At 69.3% G+C, this 18,239-nt stretch carries 14 protein-coding genes; all 14 read right to left on the bottom strand.

The window, feature by feature from the left end:
* Positions 1-13 precede the first annotated feature (13 nt).
* Positions 14-1,180 carry a deoxyguanosinetriphosphate triphosphohydrolase gene (locus ST3T6A_RS0104090; protein ID WP_019831624.1) on the bottom strand — a complete coding sequence of 389 codons (1,167 nt, stop codon included), beginning with the start codon at positions 1,178-1,180 and terminating at the stop codon, positions 14-16.
* Entirely contained in the window at positions 1,177-3,387 is a 2,211-nt protein-coding gene (locus ST3T6A_RS20715; RefSeq protein WP_051103374.1) for an SPOR domain-containing protein, read from the bottom strand. The genes ST3T6A_RS0104090 and ST3T6A_RS20715 overlap by 4 nt, the downstream gene beginning before the upstream one ends.
* A 164-nt stretch (positions 3,388-3,551) precedes the next feature.
* Positions 3,552-4,985, bottom strand: coding sequence for a cell division protein FtsZ (gene ftsZ / locus ST3T6A_RS0104080; RefSeq protein ID WP_019831623.1), 1,434 nt, complete (start codon positions 4,983-4,985; stop codon positions 3,552-3,554).
* Positions 4,986-5,107: 122 nt separating this feature from the next.
* Complete coding sequence (gene ftsA, locus ST3T6A_RS0104075; RefSeq protein WP_019831622.1) at positions 5,108-6,370, bottom strand: cell division protein FtsA; 1,263 nt, start codon at positions 6,368-6,370, stop codon at positions 5,108-5,110.
* Between the two features lie 15 nt (positions 6,371-6,385).
* Positions 6,386-7,330 (bottom strand): cell division protein FtsQ/DivIB, encoded by a 945-nt coding sequence (locus ST3T6A_RS19215; protein ID WP_019831621.1) that lies wholly within the window; start codon positions 7,328-7,330, stop codon positions 6,386-6,388.
* Entirely contained in the window at positions 7,327-8,328 is a 1,002-nt protein-coding gene (locus ST3T6A_RS0104065; protein ID WP_051103373.1) for a D-alanine--D-alanine ligase, read from the bottom strand. Before ST3T6A_RS0104065 ends, ST3T6A_RS19215 begins: the two co-directional genes overlap by 4 nt.
* On the bottom strand, positions 8,295-9,194 hold the full coding sequence (gene murB / locus ST3T6A_RS0104060) for a UDP-N-acetylmuramate dehydrogenase (RefSeq protein WP_019831619.1): 900 nt from the start codon (positions 9,192-9,194) through the stop codon (positions 8,295-8,297). Before murB ends, ST3T6A_RS0104065 begins: the two co-directional genes overlap by 34 nt.
* Complete coding sequence (murC, locus tag ST3T6A_RS0104055; RefSeq protein ID WP_019831618.1) at positions 9,191-10,618, bottom strand: UDP-N-acetylmuramate--L-alanine ligase; 1,428 nt, start codon at positions 10,616-10,618, stop codon at positions 9,191-9,193. Before murC ends, murB begins: the two co-directional genes overlap by 4 nt.
* Positions 10,615-11,784 (bottom strand): undecaprenyldiphospho-muramoylpentapeptide beta-N-acetylglucosaminyltransferase, encoded by a 1,170-nt coding sequence (murG, locus tag ST3T6A_RS0104050; RefSeq protein ID WP_051103372.1) that lies wholly within the window; start codon positions 11,782-11,784, stop codon positions 10,615-10,617. Before murG ends, murC begins: the two co-directional genes overlap by 4 nt.
* Positions 11,766-12,989 (bottom strand): FtsW/RodA/SpoVE family cell cycle protein, encoded by a 1,224-nt coding sequence (locus ST3T6A_RS0104045; RefSeq protein WP_019831616.1) that lies wholly within the window; start codon positions 12,987-12,989, stop codon positions 11,766-11,768. The genes murG and ST3T6A_RS0104045 overlap by 19 nt, the downstream gene beginning before the upstream one ends.
* Entirely contained in the window at positions 12,989-14,350 is a 1,362-nt protein-coding gene (murD, locus tag ST3T6A_RS0104040; protein WP_019831615.1) for a UDP-N-acetylmuramoyl-L-alanine--D-glutamate ligase, read from the bottom strand. The genes ST3T6A_RS0104045 and murD overlap by 1 nt, the downstream gene beginning before the upstream one ends.
* Positions 14,347-15,417 carry a phospho-N-acetylmuramoyl-pentapeptide-transferase gene (gene mraY / locus ST3T6A_RS0104035; protein ID WP_019831614.1) on the bottom strand — a complete coding sequence of 357 codons (1,071 nt, stop codon included), beginning with the start codon at positions 15,415-15,417 and terminating at the stop codon, positions 14,347-14,349. Before mraY ends, murD begins: the two co-directional genes overlap by 4 nt.
* Positions 15,417-16,787, bottom strand: a complete 1,371-nt coding sequence (locus tag ST3T6A_RS0104030; RefSeq protein WP_019831613.1) for a UDP-N-acetylmuramoyl-tripeptide--D-alanyl-D-alanine ligase — start codon at positions 16,785-16,787, stop codon at positions 15,417-15,419. Before ST3T6A_RS0104030 ends, mraY begins: the two co-directional genes overlap by 1 nt.
* Positions 16,784-18,229 (bottom strand): UDP-N-acetylmuramoyl-L-alanyl-D-glutamate--2,6-diaminopimelate ligase, encoded by a 1,446-nt coding sequence (locus ST3T6A_RS0104025; protein WP_019831612.1) that lies wholly within the window; start codon positions 18,227-18,229, stop codon positions 16,784-16,786. The genes ST3T6A_RS0104030 and ST3T6A_RS0104025 overlap by 4 nt, the downstream gene beginning before the upstream one ends.
* Positions 18,230-18,239 lie beyond the last annotated feature (10 nt).

The raw sequence follows: 18,239 nt of genomic DNA, 5'->3' as shown, positions 1-18,239 counted from the left end.
TCCGCCACGGCGATCAGAAGCCCTCCGGCAAATCCACCGGGCCGACCACCTCCTTGTGCCGCGCGATGGCGTAGCGATCGGTCATGCCGGCGATGAAGTCCGCGATGTGGCGGGTGCGCTGCGGCTCCGCCTCGGGGAGCGCGGCGCGCCACTCGTCGGGTAGCAGCGACGGGTCCGCCGCATAGGCGGAGAACAGGCGCGAGAGCAGCCCGCGCGCCACCTCGGCCGCCGCGAGCTGCGAGGGGCTGTGATAGAGCGTCGCGTACATGAAGCGCTTGAGCGTGCGCTCGGCCTGCGCCATCTCGGGCGAGAAGCCGACAAGCTGGCGCCCGGCGGCACGGACATCGTCCACGGTCTCGACCCCCGTCTCCGCGATGCGGCGGCGGCTCTCCTCGATCACGTCGTTGACCATCACGCCGATCTGGTCGCGCACCAGCTCCGGCCGGAGCTTCGCGAGCGGGACGCCGGCATGGCGATCGCACACCGCCCCCCAGCGCGACGCCACCAGCGGCACTTCGCACAGCGCGTCGAGATCGAGGATGCCCGCGCGCAGGCCGTCGTCGATGTCGTGATTGTCGTAGGCGATGTCGTCGGCGATGGCCGCGACCTGCGCCTCCAGCGAGGCCCATTGGCCGAGTTCGAGCGGATAATCCGCATCCGCCTCGGCCAGCGCCCAGCTCGGGTGACGGACAGGGCCGTTATGCTTGGCGAGGCCCTCCAGCATGTCCCAGCTCAGATTGAGCCCCGGCCAACGCGGATAGGGGCTTTCGAGCTTGGTCAGGATGCGCAGCGTATGCGCATTGTGATCGAAGCCGCCCGCCGGCATCGTCGCCGCCTTCAGCGCATCCTCGCCGGCATGGCCGAAGGGCGGATGGCCGATGTCGTGGGCGAGGCAGAGCGCCTCGGTCAGATCCTCGTTGAGGCCGAGCTGGCGGGCGATCGTCCGCCCGATCTGCGCCACTTCGAGGCTGTGGGTGAGGCGCACGCGAAAATGGTCCCCATCGGGCGCGACGAACACCTGCGTCTTGTGGCGCAGCCGCCGGAAGGCGATGGCGTGGATGATCCGGTCGCGGTCGCGCTGGAAGGCGTCGCGGGGGCCGCGCGTCTCCCCGCCCGGCTCGATATGACGGCGCCCCCTGCTCCTCGCCGGGTCTGCCGCATAGGACGCCGTCCACCTCATTCGCCGCCGCCGACCTTCTCGACCTTCTGGCCCTTGGTCGTCTTCACGACGAAGCCCGACAGCCCCTTGCCGGACATCTTGTTGACGAAGGCCTGCGCCTCCGCCTCATCCTTGAACGGGCCGACCATCAGGCGATGCGTGGCGCGCAGCGGCGTGGTGGAGGGCGACTTGCCCTTCATCAGCTCGGGCGCCTTCTTCTTCACGCCGGCCCAGGCCTTGTCCATGTCGGCCTTGTTCGCGCCGCCCGCCACCTGGACATAGATGCGGCTGCCCTTGGCCGAAGCCTTGGTGTCGTCCTCATCGTCGGACGCCTTGCCCTTGTGCGTGGACGCCGTGGCCTTCTTGCCTTTGCCGCTGCTGTCGTCGGCGTCGTCGGACGCGGCCTTGGCCCCCTTCTTCGCGGTGGCCTTGTCGTCGGCGGCAGGCTTGCACACCGTTTTGGTGACGCTGTGGCTCTTGCCGTGGCGTCCCTTCACCGTGGATTTCACCGGCGTGCAATCCTCATCCGCGCTCGCGGACCTGGTGCTGCGCGACGAGGCCTTGGCGGTGGCGCTGTCGTCCGCATCGCGGGGCTTGCAGACCTGCTTGGTGGTCGCCTTCCCATGACGCCCCTTGGCGCGCACGCGCATCGTGGTGCAGTCCTCGTCGGCGTGCGACGCAGCCTTGCTCGCCGAGGTCTTGGACGGCGTGGCGTCGTCGTCCGCACGCGGCTTGCAGACCGTCTTGGTCGTGGCCTTGCCCTTGTGATGGCGCCCCTTCGCGGTCGTCTTGACGGTCGTGCAATCCTCGTCGGCGCGCGAGCCCGCCTTGCCGGCCGACTTCGCCGAGGAGCCGTCATCGCTGCGGGCCTTGCACGCCGTCTTCGTGGTGGTGTGGCCCTTGTGGTGCCGGCTGCCCTTCGAGGTGGTCCTGACCGTGGTGCAATCCTCATCGGCCTTGCCGCGGCTGGACGAGGCGCTCTCGGACGACTTCGAGCCCGACGCCTTGCACACCAGCCTGGTCGTCGCCGGCTTGCCCCGATGATGGCGCGTCGCACGGACGGCCGGCACCTTCACGCGGGTGCAGTCCTGCTCGTCGCTCGCGGACGAGGCGCGGCGCGCGCTGCTGTCGCCGTGGTAGACCGGCGTGCCGACCGTGCGGCGATCGGCGGCGACATGCGGCAGGTCGTAATGGCCGGTCGCGGCCGGGCTCGGCATCCCGATGTCCACCTGCGGCGGCGTGAGGCCGGTCGCCGGCGCGGCCGCAGGCGGCAGCGTCGTGGTGCGGACCGGCGCCAGCGCGGGCGCATTGGCGAGATCGCTCGACTGCGAGGCCACGATCGTGCCCGGCGTCGTCGGCTTGATCGGCGCGAGGTCACTGCGCGGCGCGGTGGCGGTCGAACCCGCATAAGTGGGCGGCGCGCCGATATTGGCGAGCTGCGTCGGCGTATAGTTGTGCCCGGCCGCCGGCATCTCGCCGAAATGCACCGCCTTGGCCTTGTCCGCCGCCGACAGCGTGCCGAGGCGCACGAGGAACGGCTGCAGCATGTCCGCCTGCTGCGGCATCATGATGTGAGTGATGTCGCTCGCGCCCTTGGCGTCGCCGGTCATCGCCAGCACGAAGGTCTTGTCGCGCCAGCCCGCGATGTCGCGTGCACGCAGCAGCGGATCGAGCGTGGCGAGCGCGGCCGCCTGATCGCCCGAAATGCCCTGCGACAAGGCGAGGCGGCGGCGTATGGTGGCATCCGCCGGGTGCGCAGCCAGCGCCGTCGCATAGTCGCGCTGCGCCTTCCTCGAATCCCCGGTCAGGTCATAAGCGAGGCCGCGATCCGCCGCGAAATCGGTCTCCGGCACGCCGAGCCGGCTCGCCTCGCCGAACAGGCGGAGCGCCTCCTGCGGCTTTTCGAGCTGCACCAGCGCCGAGCCGAGGCCCGCCTTCACCCGCCCGTCGCGCGGCGAAATCTCCTGCGCGCGGCCGAAGAAGCCCACCGCCGCGTTCGCATCGCCCAGCACCAGCGCATTATGGCCGGCGGCGGTCAGCGCCTCGAGATTGTTGGGCTCGGTCGCCAGCGTGCGCAGCGCGCGGGCGAGCAGCTCGCTCGGATCGTCATTCTGCTGCGCGGCGGGCGTGGGCGCCGGCAATTGCGCCAGCGCGACGGGCGTCACCGCGAAAAGCAGAACGGGAAGCATGAACCGGCGCAGCGCACCGGACGAAGGCAGGATCGGCATGGCCCATGGCTTTGGGCGAGGACGGCGACGCGCGCAAGGGGCTCCGGCCTGCTTCACGGCGGGCACGCTCCAGCGCGCGCCGATCCGATGATCCGGCCGCACCCACGAAAAGGGCACCGGAACCTCGCGGCCCGGCGCCCTCGCCCACCCCTCGGTGGAGGGAATTACTGGTTGTTCTGGCGGTTCAGGAAGCCCGGCAGATCGTTCGAGTCCCGGCGCTCGCTCGGGCGATCCTCGTCCACCTGCGCCTTGGCAGCGCCGCGCGCGATCGAGGACATGCGCTCGAACAGCGTGCCGCCGCTGCCGCCCGCGCCCGTGGTGCGCGCGGTGCGGGTCGGCTCGATGTCGGCGCCGGAGCTGAGCCAGCGGCGACCGGGCGCTTCCGGCTCGGCCTCGGCGGCGGCCGGACGCTCCGGCTGCTCCTCGGCCTGCGGGGTCAGCATGGTCTCGCTGCCGAGCAGCAGCTCGTCCTCGGCCGGCTCCGGCTCGGGAGCCGGTGCAGCGGCGACCGGCGGCTCGACCGGCGCGGGGGCGGGAGCGGCCACCGGCGGCGGCGCCACCGGGGCGGCCTCGACGCGCGGCTTGGCGGCCGGGAAGCTGAACACCTTGGCGGGCTCGGCATGGGCGCCGGCCTCGGCCTCGATACCCGTCGCGACGACCGACACGCGGATCTTGCCGTCCAGCTCGTTGTTGAACGCCGAGCCCCAGATGATGTTCGCGTCCGGGTCGACCAGCTCGCGGATATGGTTGGCGGCCTCGTCGACCTCCATGAGGCGCATGTCCTCGCCGCCGGTGATCGAGACGATGACGCCCTTGGCGCCCTTCATCGACACGCCGTCGAGCAGCGGGTTCGCGATCGCCTTCTCGGCCGCCTCGATGGCGCGGTTGTCGCCCGAGGCCTCGCCCGTGCCCATCATCGCCTTGCCCATCTCGCCCATCACCGAGCGGACGTCGGCGAAGTCGAGGTTGATGAGGCCCGGCATGACCATCAGGTCGGTGATGCCACGGACGCCCTGCTGGAGCACCTCGTCCGCCATCTTGAACGCTTCCTTGAAGGTCGTGTTCGGGTTGGCGATCAGGAAGAGGTTCTGGTTCGGGATGACGATCAGCGTATCGACGTGCTTCTGAAGCTCCTCGATGCCGCTATCGGCCGAACGCATGCGGCGGCTGCCCTCGAACGAGAAGGGCTTGGTGACGACGCCGACGGTCAGGATGCCACGATCCCGCGCCGCCTTGGCGATGACCGGGGCCGCGCCGGTGCCGGTGCCGCCGCCCATGCCGGCCGCGATGAAGCACATGTGCGCGCCTTCGAGCGCCTTCTCGATCTGCTCGATCGTCTCCTCGGCGGCAGCGCGGCCGATCTCGGGCCGCGAGCCCGCGCCGAGGCCCTGCGTGATGCGCAGGCCAAGCTGGATGCGACGTTCCGCCGGCGAATGGTTCAGCGCCTGCGCGTCTGTGTTCGCGACCAGGAAGTCCACCCCCTGCACTTCCGCGTCGATCATGTTGGCGATGGCGTTGCCGCCCGCGCCGCCGACGCCGATCACGCTGATGCGCGGCCGAAGCTCATCCACTTCCGGCCGAACGAATTCGATGCTCATACCTCAAACTCCCCGAACGCCCGGAATGCCCCAAAACACCTATCTCGGGCCGATTCTGCCAAAACACTCACTCGGACGCACGCAAAAAGACCAACAATCCACATATTTCTCAGGTCAGCCGTTCAATATCCGCTCCTGAACGCCGCGATGAGCCTGTTCACCAGCCCCGTCGGGGACACCCGCTCGGGCACGGGCCGCGTCGGATCGGCGCCGCGCAGGTCCACCGGGTTGGACGACGCATAGAGCGCCAGCCCCGACAGCGTGGCGAAGGCCGGCCCGGCATGAGCCTCCGGCAGCCCCGCCAGCCCGCGCGGCCGACCGATCCTGACGGCCCGGCCGAGCACACCCTGGATATAGTCGGCAATGCCCTTCAACTCTGCCCCGCCGCCGGTCAGCACGACCTGCCGGCCGACCGGCCCGGCGAAACCGAGCTGCTTCAGAGCGGCCGCAATGTCGCCCGAGAGCAGGTCGAGCCGCTGGCGGATCACCGAGATGAGCTGCGCGCGGGTGATGCGCTGCGGCTCGGTCCCCTCCTCGCCACCGGCCATCGGCGCGACGTCGATCATGTCGTGATTGTCGCGCGGAGACGTGGTCGCCGAACCGTAGAAGCATTTGATCCGCTCGGCTTGGCTGCGGCGCGTGCCGAAGGCGGAGGCGATATCGTCGGTGATGTCCGACCCGCCATAGGGGATCGCCGCCAGCCCGACGAGCATCCCGCCCGCGAACAGCGAGACGTTGGTGACGCCCGCCCCCAGTTCGACGAGCGCGACGCCCAGTTCCCGCTCCTCGTCGGAGAGGCAGGCGAGCCCCGTCGCGATCGGCGCCGCCACGATCGACTTCACCGCCAGATGCGCCGAACGCACCGACAGATCGAGATTGCGCACCGGCGAGGCGTCGGCGGCGATGACGTGGATGTCCACGCCCAGCTTGTCGGCATGAAGGCCGAGCGGCTTCTTGACGCCACGCACATCGTCCAGCGTGTAGAGCGTCGGCTGCGCGTGGAGCACCATGCGCCCTTCCGGGTCGATCGAGTTGCGACCGGCGTCGAGCAGGTCGTCGATGTCGCTCTGCTCGATGCGATGGCCGCCGAGTTCCACTTCCACCGACGCGACGCGGCTGACCAGCCCGCCCGCCGAGAAGCCGACCCACGCCTCCTCGATGTTCACGCCGGCGATGCGCTCGGCCTGCTCCACCGCCTCGCGGATCGCGACCTCGGTGCGCTCCATGTCGGCGATATAGCCGCGGCGCACGCCCCGGCTCTCGCGCTGGCCGGTGCCGAGCACGGTGAGTTCGCCCCCGTCGCCCTTCTCCGCGATCAGCGCGCAGACCTTGGAAGAGCCGATATCGAGAGCGGTGATGAGTTTGTCGTTGCGTCCCTGCGCCATTTGCCCCCCGGCCCCTCAGATCGCGTCCGTGCCGGCCGGCGCCGGCGGCGGAACCGTGGAGGGATCGGTCACCTCATGGCCCGGCTCCTTGGAGACGCGGACCACGAACTTGCCCGGTATTCTCATGTCGAAATGCACGAAGCCCTGTCCCAGCAGGCGCGCGGCCTGATCCATCCTGTCGAACTTGGCATAGGCCGCCCTGGCCGCATCGTCGCCCTCGGGCAGCGAGAGCGTCTCGCCCGACTGGAAGCGCATGTCCCAGCGGCGCATCCCCACCCAGGTCGCGCCCGCCAGCATCGGCTTGAGGCGCGGCGCGGCATCGATCAGCGCCGAGAGCTGCGTCGCCTGCTGGTTGGCGCCGGGGCCGACCACCACCGGCAGGTCCGGCATCGCGCGCGGATCGACCGGCTGAAGCACGACGCCGTCCTTGTCGATCAGGCTGAGCTTGCCCTGATACTGCCAGATCGCGGCCGGCTCCCGCTCCACCACATCGACCACCAGCGTGTCCGGCAGGCGGCGCGAGACGCGCGCGTCGGACACCCAGCCGAACTGGAGCAGCTTGCGGCGGATCTCGCCGAGATCGAGGAGCGGCATCGCGGTCGACGTCTGATCCAGCGCCACCGAATAGACCGGCAGGCGATCCATGTGATGGATGCCCTGAATCTCGACGCGCTTCACCGCGAAGCCCGCCTTGCCGACCAGCTCGCCGGCTTCCGTGCCCGCCATCTGCGGCAGGCCGAGATAGAACAGCCCGCCGATGGCCGCGACGCCCGCCGCCAGCCATGCCAGCTTCTGCCCCAGGCGCAGAAGCTGCTCCGCTGGAACGGGGATGGTCGCCAGCGCCTTGCCCGTCATCTTGCGGGCGCGCGCGTTGGCTGCGGCGGCACCGCGCCGCGCCGCCGTCGTCTGCCGCTTGTGTCGCGGCTGCGCGCCCCGCCTGATCCGGGCCCTTTCGCTCACGCCTTTGTCCCCCGATCCAGCGCCTTGCGCTCCAATGCTTCCTCGATCAGGCGCTGCACAAGCGCCTCATAGCTCATGCCGACATGCCGCGCCTGCTCGGGCACGAGGCTCAACGGCGTCATGCCGGGCTGGGTGTTGACCTCCAGCAGATAGAGGCCGGCTTCGCCCTGCGTATCGTCCCAGCGGAAATCCGAGCGCGAGCAGCCATGGCAGCCAAGCAGGCGATGCGCCTCGGCGGCCATGCGCTTGGCGGCCTCCGCGATGTCCGCCGGGATCTCGGCCGGGCAGACATGGGTGGTGATGCCATCGGTATATTTATGCTCGTAGTCGTAGAAGCCGCTGTCGATCTTCAGCTCGGTGACGGCGAGCGCGCGCGGCCCGTCCTTCTCGTCGAGCACGGCGACGGTCAGCTCCTTGCCGGCGATGAAGGGCTCGGCGAGGAGATGGTCGAAATGCCGCCACGGCCCTTCGGCGTCGCGGGCGATCGGGTTGCCGTAGTTGCTGGCGTCGGTGACGATCGCGACGCCGACCGAGCTGCCCTCGTTCACCGGCTTCAGCACATAAGGACGCGGCAGCGGATCGCCTGCATAGAGGCTCTCGCTCGCCACCACCTTGCCCGCCGGCATCCGGATGCCGTGGGGAACGAGCGCCTGCTTGGTCAGCTCCTTGTCGATCGCGATGACCGAGGTGGTGAGGCCCGAGTGCGTGTAGGCCACGCCCATGATGTCGAGCATCCCCTGCACCGCGCCGTCCTCGCCGGGCGTGCCGTGCAGCGCGTTGAACACCACGTCTGGCGCGGCCAGCGTCAGCTTCGCGGCGATGTCGCGCTCCATGTCGATCGCGACGACACGATGGCCCAGATTGTCGAGCGCCTTCGCCACGCCGCGCCCGGACGAAAGCGACACCTCGCGCTCGGCCGACCAGCCGCCCATCAGAACCGCCACATGGAGAGGCTTCACGCCGCTCACTTCGCCACACCCACGCGCTGAATCTCCCATTCCAGTTCGATGCCGCTCTGCGCCTTCACGCGCCGGCGGACTTCCTCGCCCAGTTCCTCGATATCGGCGGAGCTTGCTGAACCGAGGTTGAGCAGGAAATTGCAATGCTTTTCGGACACCTGCGCATCACCGACCTTGAGCCCACGGCAGCCCGCCGCATCGACCAGCGCCCAGGCCTTGTGGCCATGCGGATTCTTGAAGGTCGAGCCGCCGGTCCTGGAGCGCAGCGGCTGCGAGGCCTCGCGCTCGGCGGCGATGCGGTCCATCTCGGCCTGAATAGCCTCCGGCTCGCCGGGGATGCCCCGGAAGGTCGCCGAGACGACGATCGCGCCTTCGGGCAGCTCGCTGTGGCGATAGGTGTAGCCGAGATCACCGAGCGCCAGCGTCCGCCGCTCGCCCGAGCGCAGCACCACGTCGGCCTCGACGAGGATGTCCTTCACCTCGCGGCCATAAGCGCCGCCGTTCATCCGCACGAAGCCGCCGACCGTGCCGGGGATCGAGCGCAGGAACTCCACGCCCGCAATCCCCGCGTCCCGCGCCGCCGAGGAGACGAGGATGCCGCTCGCCCCGCCGCCGCACTTCAGCGTCTTGGGATCAATCCGCTCGACCTGCGCGAACGCCTTGCCGAGACGCACCACTACGCCCGGCACGCCGCCGTCGCGCACGATCATGTTGGAGCCGAGCCCCAGCCCCATCACCGGCGTCGCCGGATCGAGATCGGCAAGGAAACCGGCGAGATCATCGATGTCCTTCGGCTCGAACAGCCACTCGGCCGCCCCGCCCGCCTTGAACCAGACGAGCGGCGCCAGCGGCGCCTGGTTCGTCAGGCGCCCTGCGACTTTCGGCAGGACGGCAGCCTGGCTCACGCAGCCGCCCCTTCCGTCTTCGCGCGTTCCGCCTCGACGGCCGAAGCGAGGCCGGCGGCCCACTTGGTGATGTCGCCGGCACCGAGGCAGACCACCATGTCATCCGGCTTGAGCACGCCTGCCAGCTCCTTCGCCAGCGCATCGGCATTCGCGATCTCGTTGGCCGAGCGGTGGCCGCGCTGGCGCAGCCCTTCGACCAGCGCCGCCGCATCGACACCCTCGATCGGCTGCTCGCCCGCCGGATAGACCGGGGCGGCATAGACGATGTCGGCGTCGTTGAACGCCTGCTGGAACTCGTCCATCAGATCACGCAGGCGGGTGAAACGGTGCGGCTGGACCACCGCGATCACGCGGCCCTGCGCGCCCTCGCGCGCCGCGGACAGCACGGCGCGGATCTCGACCGGATGGTGGCCGTAGTCGTCGATGACGATCGCGCCGCCGACTTCGCCCACCTTGGTGAAGCGCCGCTTGACCCCGCCGAACTTGGCGAAGCCGGTCTTGATGACCTCGTCCTTGACGCCCAGCTCCAGCGCCACGCCAATCGCGGCCAGCGCGTTCGAGACATTGTGGCGGCCCGGCATCGGCATCTCGATGCCCTCGATCGAGCGGGTCGTGCCATCGCGATGGCGGATGATCGCCTCGAAGCGGTTGCCGCCGGGGATCGGCGTCACGTTCACCGCGCGAACGTCGGCCTGCGCCGAGAAGCCGTAGGTGACGACGCGGCGATCGCGGACGCGCGGGATCAGCTTCTGCACCTCGGGATGATCGAGGCAGAGCAGCGCGGCCCCGTAGAAGGGCACATTCTCGATGAACTCGACGAAGGCATCCTTCACCTTCTCGAACGAGCCGTAATGATCGAGATGCTCGGGATCGATGTTGGTGACGATGGCATAGGTGCCGTCGAGACGCAGGAAGCTGCCGTCGCTCTCGTCGGCCTCGACCACCATCCAGTCGGACGCGCCGAGGCGGGCGTTGGAGCCGTAGCTGTTGATGATGCCGCCGTTGATGACGGTCGGGTCCACCCCGCCCGCGTCGAGCAGGGCCGCCACCATCGAAGTGGTCGTCGTCTTGCCGTGCGTGCCCGCCACCGCGACGGTGGACTTGAGGCGCATCAGCTCGGCCAGCATCTCCGCACGGCGGACGACGGGGATACGCTCTTCCAGCGCGCGCTCCACCTCGGGGTTGCCGCGCTTGATCGCGGTGGAGGTCACGACCACCGCCGCGTCGCCGAGATTGGCGGCGTCATGGCCGATCATCACCTCGATGCCGCGCTTGCGCAGGCCTTCGACGACATAGCCCTCGGCCACGTCGGAGCCCTGCACGCTATAGCCCAGATTGTGCATCACCTCGGCGATGCCCGACATGCCGATGCCGCCGATGCCGATGAAATGGATAGTGCCGATGTCGGTGGCGACGCCCTTCACGCGAATGCTTCCTTGAGGTCTGTAGTGGGTTGGATCGGAGCCGGGGTCGGCCCGCTGAGATTCTCGACGAGGTCGGCGAGGTCCGACGTCGCATTGGGATAGCCGGCCTCGCGGGCGCGGCGCGCGGCATTCTCCAGCGCGCCGGGTTCGAGCGCCATCTTCTGCATCTGCTTGGCCAGCTCGACCGGGGTGAAGCGCGCCTGCGGGATCGAGCGCGCGCCGCCCGACGCCGCCATCTCGCGCGCATTGGCGGTCTGGTGGTCGTCCATGGCGGACGGCAGCGGCACGAGGATGGCGGGGCGGCCCGCGGCGGTCAGCTCCGCGATGCTCGACGCGCCGGAGCGCCCGACGAAGAGATGCGACCAGCCCAGCCGCTCGGGCAGGTCGCCGAGATAGGTGGCGAGGTCGGCGGGGATGTCCAGCTCGGCATAGCGCGCGCGGACTTTCTCGATGTCCTCGGGGCGGCACTGCTGCGTCACCTGAAGGCGCTGGCGCAGCACGATCGGGAGCAGGCCCAGCGCATCGGGCACCACGGTCGAGAGCACCGACGCGCCCTGCGACCCGCCCGTCACCAGCAGACGGAAGACGCCGTCCTCGCCGAGCGGCGGGTAAGGCTGGTCGCGCAGCGCGAGGATTTCGGCGCGGACCGGATTGCCGACCACGATCGGCTCGATGCCGTTCGGCACGCGATCGACCTGATGATAGGCCGTCGCCAGCGCATCCACGCGGCGCGCGAGCAGGCGATTGACGCGGCCCAGCACGGCGTTCTGCTCATGAAGCGCGGTCGGCACCTTGAGCGACAGCGCAGCGAGCAAGGTCGGCAGCGCGGGATAGCCGCCGAAGCCCACAACGGCCGCCGGCTCGAACTCGCGGATCAGCGCCCTTGCCGCCTTGCGGCCACGCCAGATACCGCCCGCCGCCTTGATCCAGCCGAGGATGCCACCGCCGAGACGCCCCGCCGGCAGGACATGCACGTCCACGCCGTCGAACAGGCCGGGAATCTTCGCCCCACGCGCGTCCGTCACCAGCGCGACCTTGTGCCCGCGGCGCATCAGCTCCTCGGCCAGCGCGTGGGCAGGAATCATGTGACCGCCGGTGCCGCCGGCGGCCAGCAGGAAATGACGTCTGATCTGGGCGGGCGTTTTGCTCACCGGCTCTGGTTCCATGTCACGACATAGGGGGAACGCGAGAGATACGGGTTCCGGCGCGTGAACGCCAGCAGCAGACCGAAGCCCATCGACAGCGCGACCATCGACGAACCACCATAAGAGATGAACGGCAGCGTCATGCCCTTCGACGGCGCAAGCTGGACGTTCACCGCCATGTTGATGATCGCCTGCGCGCCGAACTGCGTGGCGAGGCCGGCGCCCGCGAGCAGGATGAACTGGTCCTCCTCGTCGAGCAGCTTCACGAACACGCGCACGAGGATCGCCACATAGATCAGCGCGATCGCGAGGCAGGCGATCAGGCCGAACTCCTCGCCGATCACCGAGAAGATGTAATCGGTGTGCGGCTCGGGCAGCTTGAACTTCATCGTCCCCGCGCCCGGCCCGGTGCCAAACAGGCCGCCATGCATCAGCGTGCGGCGCGCCGAGTCCACCTGATAGGTGTCGCCCGACTGGAAGAGGAAGTTGTTAATGCGCAGCGTCGCCACCGGGTAGAACAGATAGGCCGCAACCACCGCCGCCACGCCGAGCCCGCCCAGCGCCGCCAGCCCCTTGAGCGGCGCGCCCGAAAGCGTCAGCAGCGCCGTCCACATCAGCAGGAAGATCACGGTCTGGCCGAAGTCCGGCTGCTTCATCAGGCAGGCGGCGATGAAGCCGGTCGCGAGGAAGCTGATCGGCACCACCGGAAGCGTCCGGTCATGCTGCTTCAGCGACAGCAGCCACGCCATCGCCACCACATAGAGGGGCTTCAGAAACTCCGACGGCTGCACCTGCGCCATGCCGACGCCGAGCCAGCGCCGCGCGCCGTTCACCTGATGGCCGATGAAGGGGGTCAGTGCCAACGCCACGACGAACACCGCCGCGCCGATCAGGCAGAGCCGGCGCGCCAGATCCTTGGGCAGCATCGAGACGACGAACATCACCGGCACGCCGATCGCGAGCCAGATGCACTGGCGGTAGAAATAATAGAGCGGCGGGAACTGCACCGCGCCGTCCGAATAGCGCACCCCCGCCGCCGGCGAGGCCGCGGCCACCGCGATCAGGCCGATGCCGATCAGCACCGTCACCAGTGCGAGCAGGACGAGGTCGATCTCCCAGAACCAGCGGCCCAGCGCCGAGCGATCCGCCCGGCCGAGGCGCGGAGCCTTGCCGTTGCGGAGCTTGGCCTTGCGGCTGCTGGTCGTGGTGACCGCGTCCATCTTCATCAGCGCGCCTCCAGCCCCGCCACGGCGACGCGGAACGCCTCGCCCCGTGCCTCATAATCGCTGAACTGATCGTAGGAGGCGCAGGCCGGCGACAGCAGCACCGTCTCGCCGACGCGCGCCACGCCCGCCGCCTGCCGCACCGCCTTGTCGAGCGTGCCGCAGTTGGTGGCGTGGATGCCGGCTTCGAGCAGGATCTTCTCGAACAGCTCGGCCGACTCCCCAATGGTGTAGGCCGCCACGACATGGCCGTAGAAGGGCACGCAGGCGTCGAGATCGTCGGTCTTGCGGCGGCCGCCCAAAATCCAGTGGACGCGCGGATAGGCCCCGAGCGCAGGCGCGGCCGAGGTCGCGTTGGTCGCCTTGCTGTCGTTGACGTAGAGCACGCCCTCGATCTCCGCGACACGCTCCATGCGGTGCGGCAGACCGGGATAGGTCTCCAGCGCGCGCTGGATCACCGCCTTGGTGATGCGCAGCGCACGGGCGACGGCCACCGCCACCGCGACGTTCTGCGCATTGTGCGGCCCCTGAAGCGCCGGCCATGCCGACTGGTCCTTCACGGTCGCCGCCGTCACCTCGACGACGGTCGGCCCGGTCGCGGGCATGGGCATCGGGATCGCCGAGCCCAGCATCCCCTCCATCGCCAGCGGCGGAGCGGGCGGCGTCGAGAGCCGCTCGGCCAGCGCGCGCGTCTCGTCGTCGTCGACGGCGATCACGGCGACCTGCCCGACCTGCTGCATCGCGAACAGCCGCGCCTTGGAGGCGGCATAGCCCGCGAAGCCGTCATAACGGTCGAGATGATCCGGCGTGATGTTGGTGATGACCGCCACGTCGCAGGCGAGGCTGTGCGTCAGGTCGATCTGGAAGCTCGACAGCTCCAGCACATAGACGCCGCCTTCCGGCAGCGGCTCCTGCCCGAGAATCGGGAGCCCGATATTGCCGCCCATCGTCGTCGGCACGCCCGCCGTCTGGAGGATGTGGTGGATCAGTGCGGTGGTGGTCGACTTGCCGTTGGTGCCGGTGATGCCGACGACCTTGTGCCTGGGCAGCGAGGCCCGCGCCAACGCGAACAGCTCGATATCGCCGATCACCGGCACGCCCGCTTCCTTCGCGCGCGCCGCGATCGGGTGCGAATTGAGTGGCACGCCCGGCGAGACGATGACGGCGTTATAGGCGCTGAGGTCGATCACCATCGGATCGCCCAGCTTCGCACCGGCCGGCACGATGGCGCGCGCCTCGGCCCGGCTGTCCCACGCGGTGACGTGGGCGCCGCTCTCGATCAGGGTCCGCACCGTGGCGAGGCCGGAGCGCGCGAGCCCCAGCACCACATAGCGCTTCCCCCAGAAGGCGGAGGAGGCGATCACCGGAGCTTCAGCGTGGCGAGACCCGCCAGCGCCAGCACGAAGGCGATGATCCAGAAACGGATCACCACGGTCGGCTCGGACCAGCCGATCTGCTCGAAATGATGGTGGATGGGGGCCATCTTGAACACGCGCTTGCCGGTGCGCTTGTAGAAGAACACCTGGATGATGACCGACAACGCTTCGACCACGAACAGGCCGCCGACGATGCCCAGCACGATCTCATGGTGCGCGACCACCGCGATGGTGCCGAGCGCGCCGCCGAGTGCGAGGCTGCCGGTGTCGCCCATGAAGACGGCAGCCGGCGGCGCGTTGAACCACAGGAATGCCAGCCCCGCCCCGATGATCGCGGCGCAGATCAGCGTCAGCTCGCCCGCGCCCGGAACGTGCGGGATGCCCAGATAGGTCGCGAACTTGGCGTTGCCGACCAGATAGGAGATCACGAAGAAGGCGAGGCAGGCGATGATGACCGGCATCGTCGCAAGGCCGTCGAGCCCGTCCGTCAGGTTCACCGCGTTGCCGAACGACACGATCGTGAAGGCGGCGAACGGCACATAGAACCAGCCCAGATCGATCACCGGCCCGTTGTAGAAGGGCAGGTAGAGATGGGTGTTGCCCATGTTGATGATGAGGTAGCTCGCGATGCCCGCGATCAGGAACTCAGCCGCGAGGCGCGCCTTGCCCGACACGCCCTTGGTCGAGCGCTTCTTCACCTTGTCGTAATCGTCGAGGAAGCCGATCGCGCCGAAGCCCAGCGTCACGAACAGCACTGCCCAGGTGTAGCGGTTGGAGAGGTCCATCCACAGCAGCATCGAGACGACGAGGCTGGTCAGGATCATCAGCCCGCCCATCGTCGGCGTGCCGCGCTTGGCGAGGTGCGTCTGCGGGCCGTCGGTGCGGATCGGCTGGCCCTTGCCCTGCCGGATGCGCAGCCAGCCGATGAACTTCGGCCCGATGATAAGGCCGAGGAACAACGCCGTGATCGCGGCCGCGCCCGCGCGGAAGGTGATGTAGCGCACCAGATTGAGCGCGTGGGGAAAACCCAGATATTCGGCGAGAAGGTAAAGCATTAGGCGATTTCCCCCGCCAGCGCCTGAACGACGCGCGCGAGCCCGATGGCGTTGGAACCTTTGACGAGCACCGCGTCGCCGGGGCGGAGCATCTCCGCCAGCCTGTCCTTCGCGGTTGCAGCGTCGGCGACATGCGCGACATCCATGTGCCCTGCAAGCGATTCGGCCAGCGGCGCCATACCCTCGCCGACGAGGATCACGGCCTGCGTGCGGGCCTCGATCAGCGGCTGGGCGAGCGCGGCGTGATAGCCGGCCGATCCCTCGCCCAGCTCGCGCATCTCGCCCAAGAGCGCGATGCGGCGCGTGGCCCGCTCTTGCCCCAGCTCGTGGATGGTCGCGGCCATGGAGGCGGGGTTGGCGTTATAGCTCTCGTCGATCAGCAGCGCCTCGCCCTTCTCCAGCACGACGGTGCGGCGCGCACCACGGCCGGGGAGCCCGCTCATCTCGCCGAGCGCGAGCCCGGCGGCGGCGAGATCGCCCCTCACCGCCTCGACGGCGGCGAGAACGGCGAGCGCGTTCGACACCCAATGCTCGCCGGGAAGCCCGATCGTGCAGGTGAGATGGCCCTTGGGCAGCTTGACGTTGACGAGCGTACCAGCGGCGCTGCGCACCGCCTCGGTGGCGCGAACATCGGCGCCGGGCGCGCGACCGAAGGTGACGATATGCGCCGCATAGGGCTCTGCCGCCGCAATCAGGCGATCCCGGTGCGGACTATCGAACGGGACGATCGCGGTGCCGCCGGGTTCGAGCCCGCGGAAGATCTCGCCCTTGGCATCGGCAATAGCCTCCTCCCCGGAGAAGAAGGCCGAATGCGCCGGCGCGATCGCCGTCACCAGCGCGACATGCGGGCGGACAAGCTTCGTCAGCGTATCCAGTTCGCCAGCATGGTTCATGCCCATCTCGAACACGCCGAAGCGCGTCTCCGCCGGCATCCGCGCGAGGCTGAGTGGCACGCCGACATGGTTGTTGTAGCTCTTCACCGAACGATGCACGCGGCCCGGCACGGCGCGGTCCAAAGCAGCGTAGAGTGCCTCCTTGGTCCCCGTCTTGCCGACCGACCCGGTGACGCCGATGATCTTCGCCTCGGTCCGTGCCCGCGACGCCGCGCCGAGCGCGTTGAGCGCCGCCGTGGTGTCGGCGACGAGGATGTGCGGGCCGTCTACCGGCTCGGAGACGATCACGCCTGCCGCACCCTGCGCGAAGGCTTGGGCCACGAAGCGATGCCCGTCGGTCGCCTCGCCTTTCAGTGCGACGAACAGGTCGCCGGGGCCGACTTCCCGCGAGTCATAGGCGACACCGGAGATGGCGAAGTCAGCCGAAGCCTTGCCGCCTGTCGCGGCCGCGACGGCGGCGGAGGTCCAGAGGCTCACGCCGCCACCTCGCGCGCGACCTGTACGTCGTCGAACGGCAGCACGAGATCGCCGACGATCTGGCCCGTCTCATGGCCCTTGCCAGCGACAAGGACGATGTCCCCCTCGCCCGCCTCCACCACCGCAGCGGCGATGGCCGAGCGACGATCGCCAATCTCCTGCGCGCCTGGAGCCGCCGCCATGATCGCGGCGCGGATCGAGGCCGGGTCTTCGGTGCGCGGATTGTCGTCGGTGACGATGGCGACATCCGCCATCTTGGCGGCGATCGCTCCCATCTCGGGACGCTTGCCGGTATCGCGATCCCCGCCTGCGCCGAACACGACGATCAGGCGATCCTTCGCATGGGGCTTCAGTGCCTCGATCGCGGCCTGAAGGCCATCAGGCGTGTGGGCATAATCGACATAGACCGGCGCGCCCTTCGCCGTGATGACCGCGCGCTCCAGACGCCCGCGCACCGGCTGGAGGCGCGCCATGCCGGCCAGCACGTCGGCGAGCTTACCGCCCGTCGCCAGCGCGAAGCCGGTCGCCACCAGCGCGTTCGCCGCCTGATAGGCGCCGATCAGCGGCAGGTTGACCTTGTGGGTCTTGCCCTCAGCCTCGATCAGGAGGTTCTGGCCGAGCTGGGTCGGCTGGCGATCGACGAGCTTGAGCGTCTCGCCCCTTGTGCCGACGCTGATGAGCTTCAGCCCCCGCTCCTGCGCGATCTCGGCAACGCGCGTGGAGGCCGGATCGTCCGCCCACACCACGGCCGTGCCGTCGCGGTCCACCACCTCGGTGAACAGGCGCAGCTTGGCCTCGAGATAGGCCTCCATCGTGCCGTGATAGTCGAGATGGTCGCGCGTCAGGTTGGTGAAGGCGCCGACACGCACGGGCAGGCCCTCGGTGCGGAACTGGGCGAGACCGTGGCTGGAGGCCTCGAACGCGGCGTGGGTGACGCCCTCCATCCGAAGGCCCGCCATGTTGGAGAGGAAGGTCACGATGTCGGGCGTGGTGAGCCCGGTCGAGACCTGCTGGGCATTGCCCTCGGCATCGGTGGTGGTGACGCCGAGCGTGCCGATCGAGGCGGCGACATGCCCCTGCATCCGCCACAACTGACGGGTCAGCTCGACGGTCGAGGTCTTGCCGTTGGTGCCGGTGACGGCAACCACCGTCTCGGGGAAAGGCGCGAAGAAATGTGCCGCGATGCGCGCGAAGGCGCGGCGCGGCTCGGCGTCAGCGATGTGGAGTGCTCCGGCCGGCACGTTCGCTTCCGGTCGCGCGACGACGGCGACGGCGCCGGCCTCGACCGCGCCTGCGATGAAGTCCTCGCCATTGCGGACCGCGCCGCGAAAGGCGCCGAACACCGTGCCGGGCGCCACCTTGCGATGGTCGATCGCGCAGCCTGTCACCCGTGCCTCGCCCGCTGGGCCCGACAGTCCTTCGATCAATTCGCCCAGTTTCATGCCTTCGATC

The sequence above is a fragment of the Sphingomonas sp. PR090111-T3T-6A genome (assembly GCF_000383095.1).
Taxonomy (GTDB): Bacteria; Pseudomonadota; Alphaproteobacteria; order Sphingomonadales; family Sphingomonadaceae; genus Solisphingomonas.
The sequence above is the reverse complement of the archived record's forward strand: the minus strand, read 5'-3'. Positions and strand labels throughout refer to the sequence as shown.

Coding starts and splice junctions, on each gene's coding strand:
- ST3T6A_RS0104090 (WP_019831624.1), bottom strand. CDS start 1,180: ATGAGGTGGACGGCGTCCTATGCGGCAGACCCGGCGAGGAGCAGGGGG.
- ST3T6A_RS20715 (WP_051103374.1), bottom strand. CDS start 3,387: ATGCCGATCCTGCCTTCGTCCGGTGCGCTGCGCCGGTTCATGCTTCCC.
- ftsZ (WP_019831623.1), bottom strand. CDS start 4,985: ATGAGCATCGAATTCGTTCGGCCGGAAGTGGATGAGCTTCGGCCGCGC.
- ftsA (WP_019831622.1), bottom strand. CDS start 6,370: ATGGCGCAGGGACGCAACGACAAACTCATCACCGCTCTCGATATCGGC.
- ST3T6A_RS0104065 (WP_051103373.1), bottom strand. CDS start 8,328: ATGGGAGATTCAGCGCGTGGGTGTGGCGAAGTGAGCGGCGTGAAGCCT.
- murG (WP_051103372.1), bottom strand. CDS start 11,784: ATGGAACCAGAGCCGGTGAGCAAAACGCCCGCCCAGATCAGACGTCAT.
- ST3T6A_RS0104045 (WP_019831616.1), bottom strand. CDS start 12,989: ATGAAGATGGACGCGGTCACCACGACCAGCAGCCGCAAGGCCAAGCTC.
- mraY (WP_019831614.1), bottom strand. CDS start 15,417: ATGCTTTACCTTCTCGCCGAATATCTGGGTTTTCCCCACGCGCTCAAT.
- ST3T6A_RS0104025 (WP_019831612.1), bottom strand. CDS start 18,229: ATGAAACTGGGCGAATTGATCGAAGGACTGTCGGGCCCAGCGGGCGAG.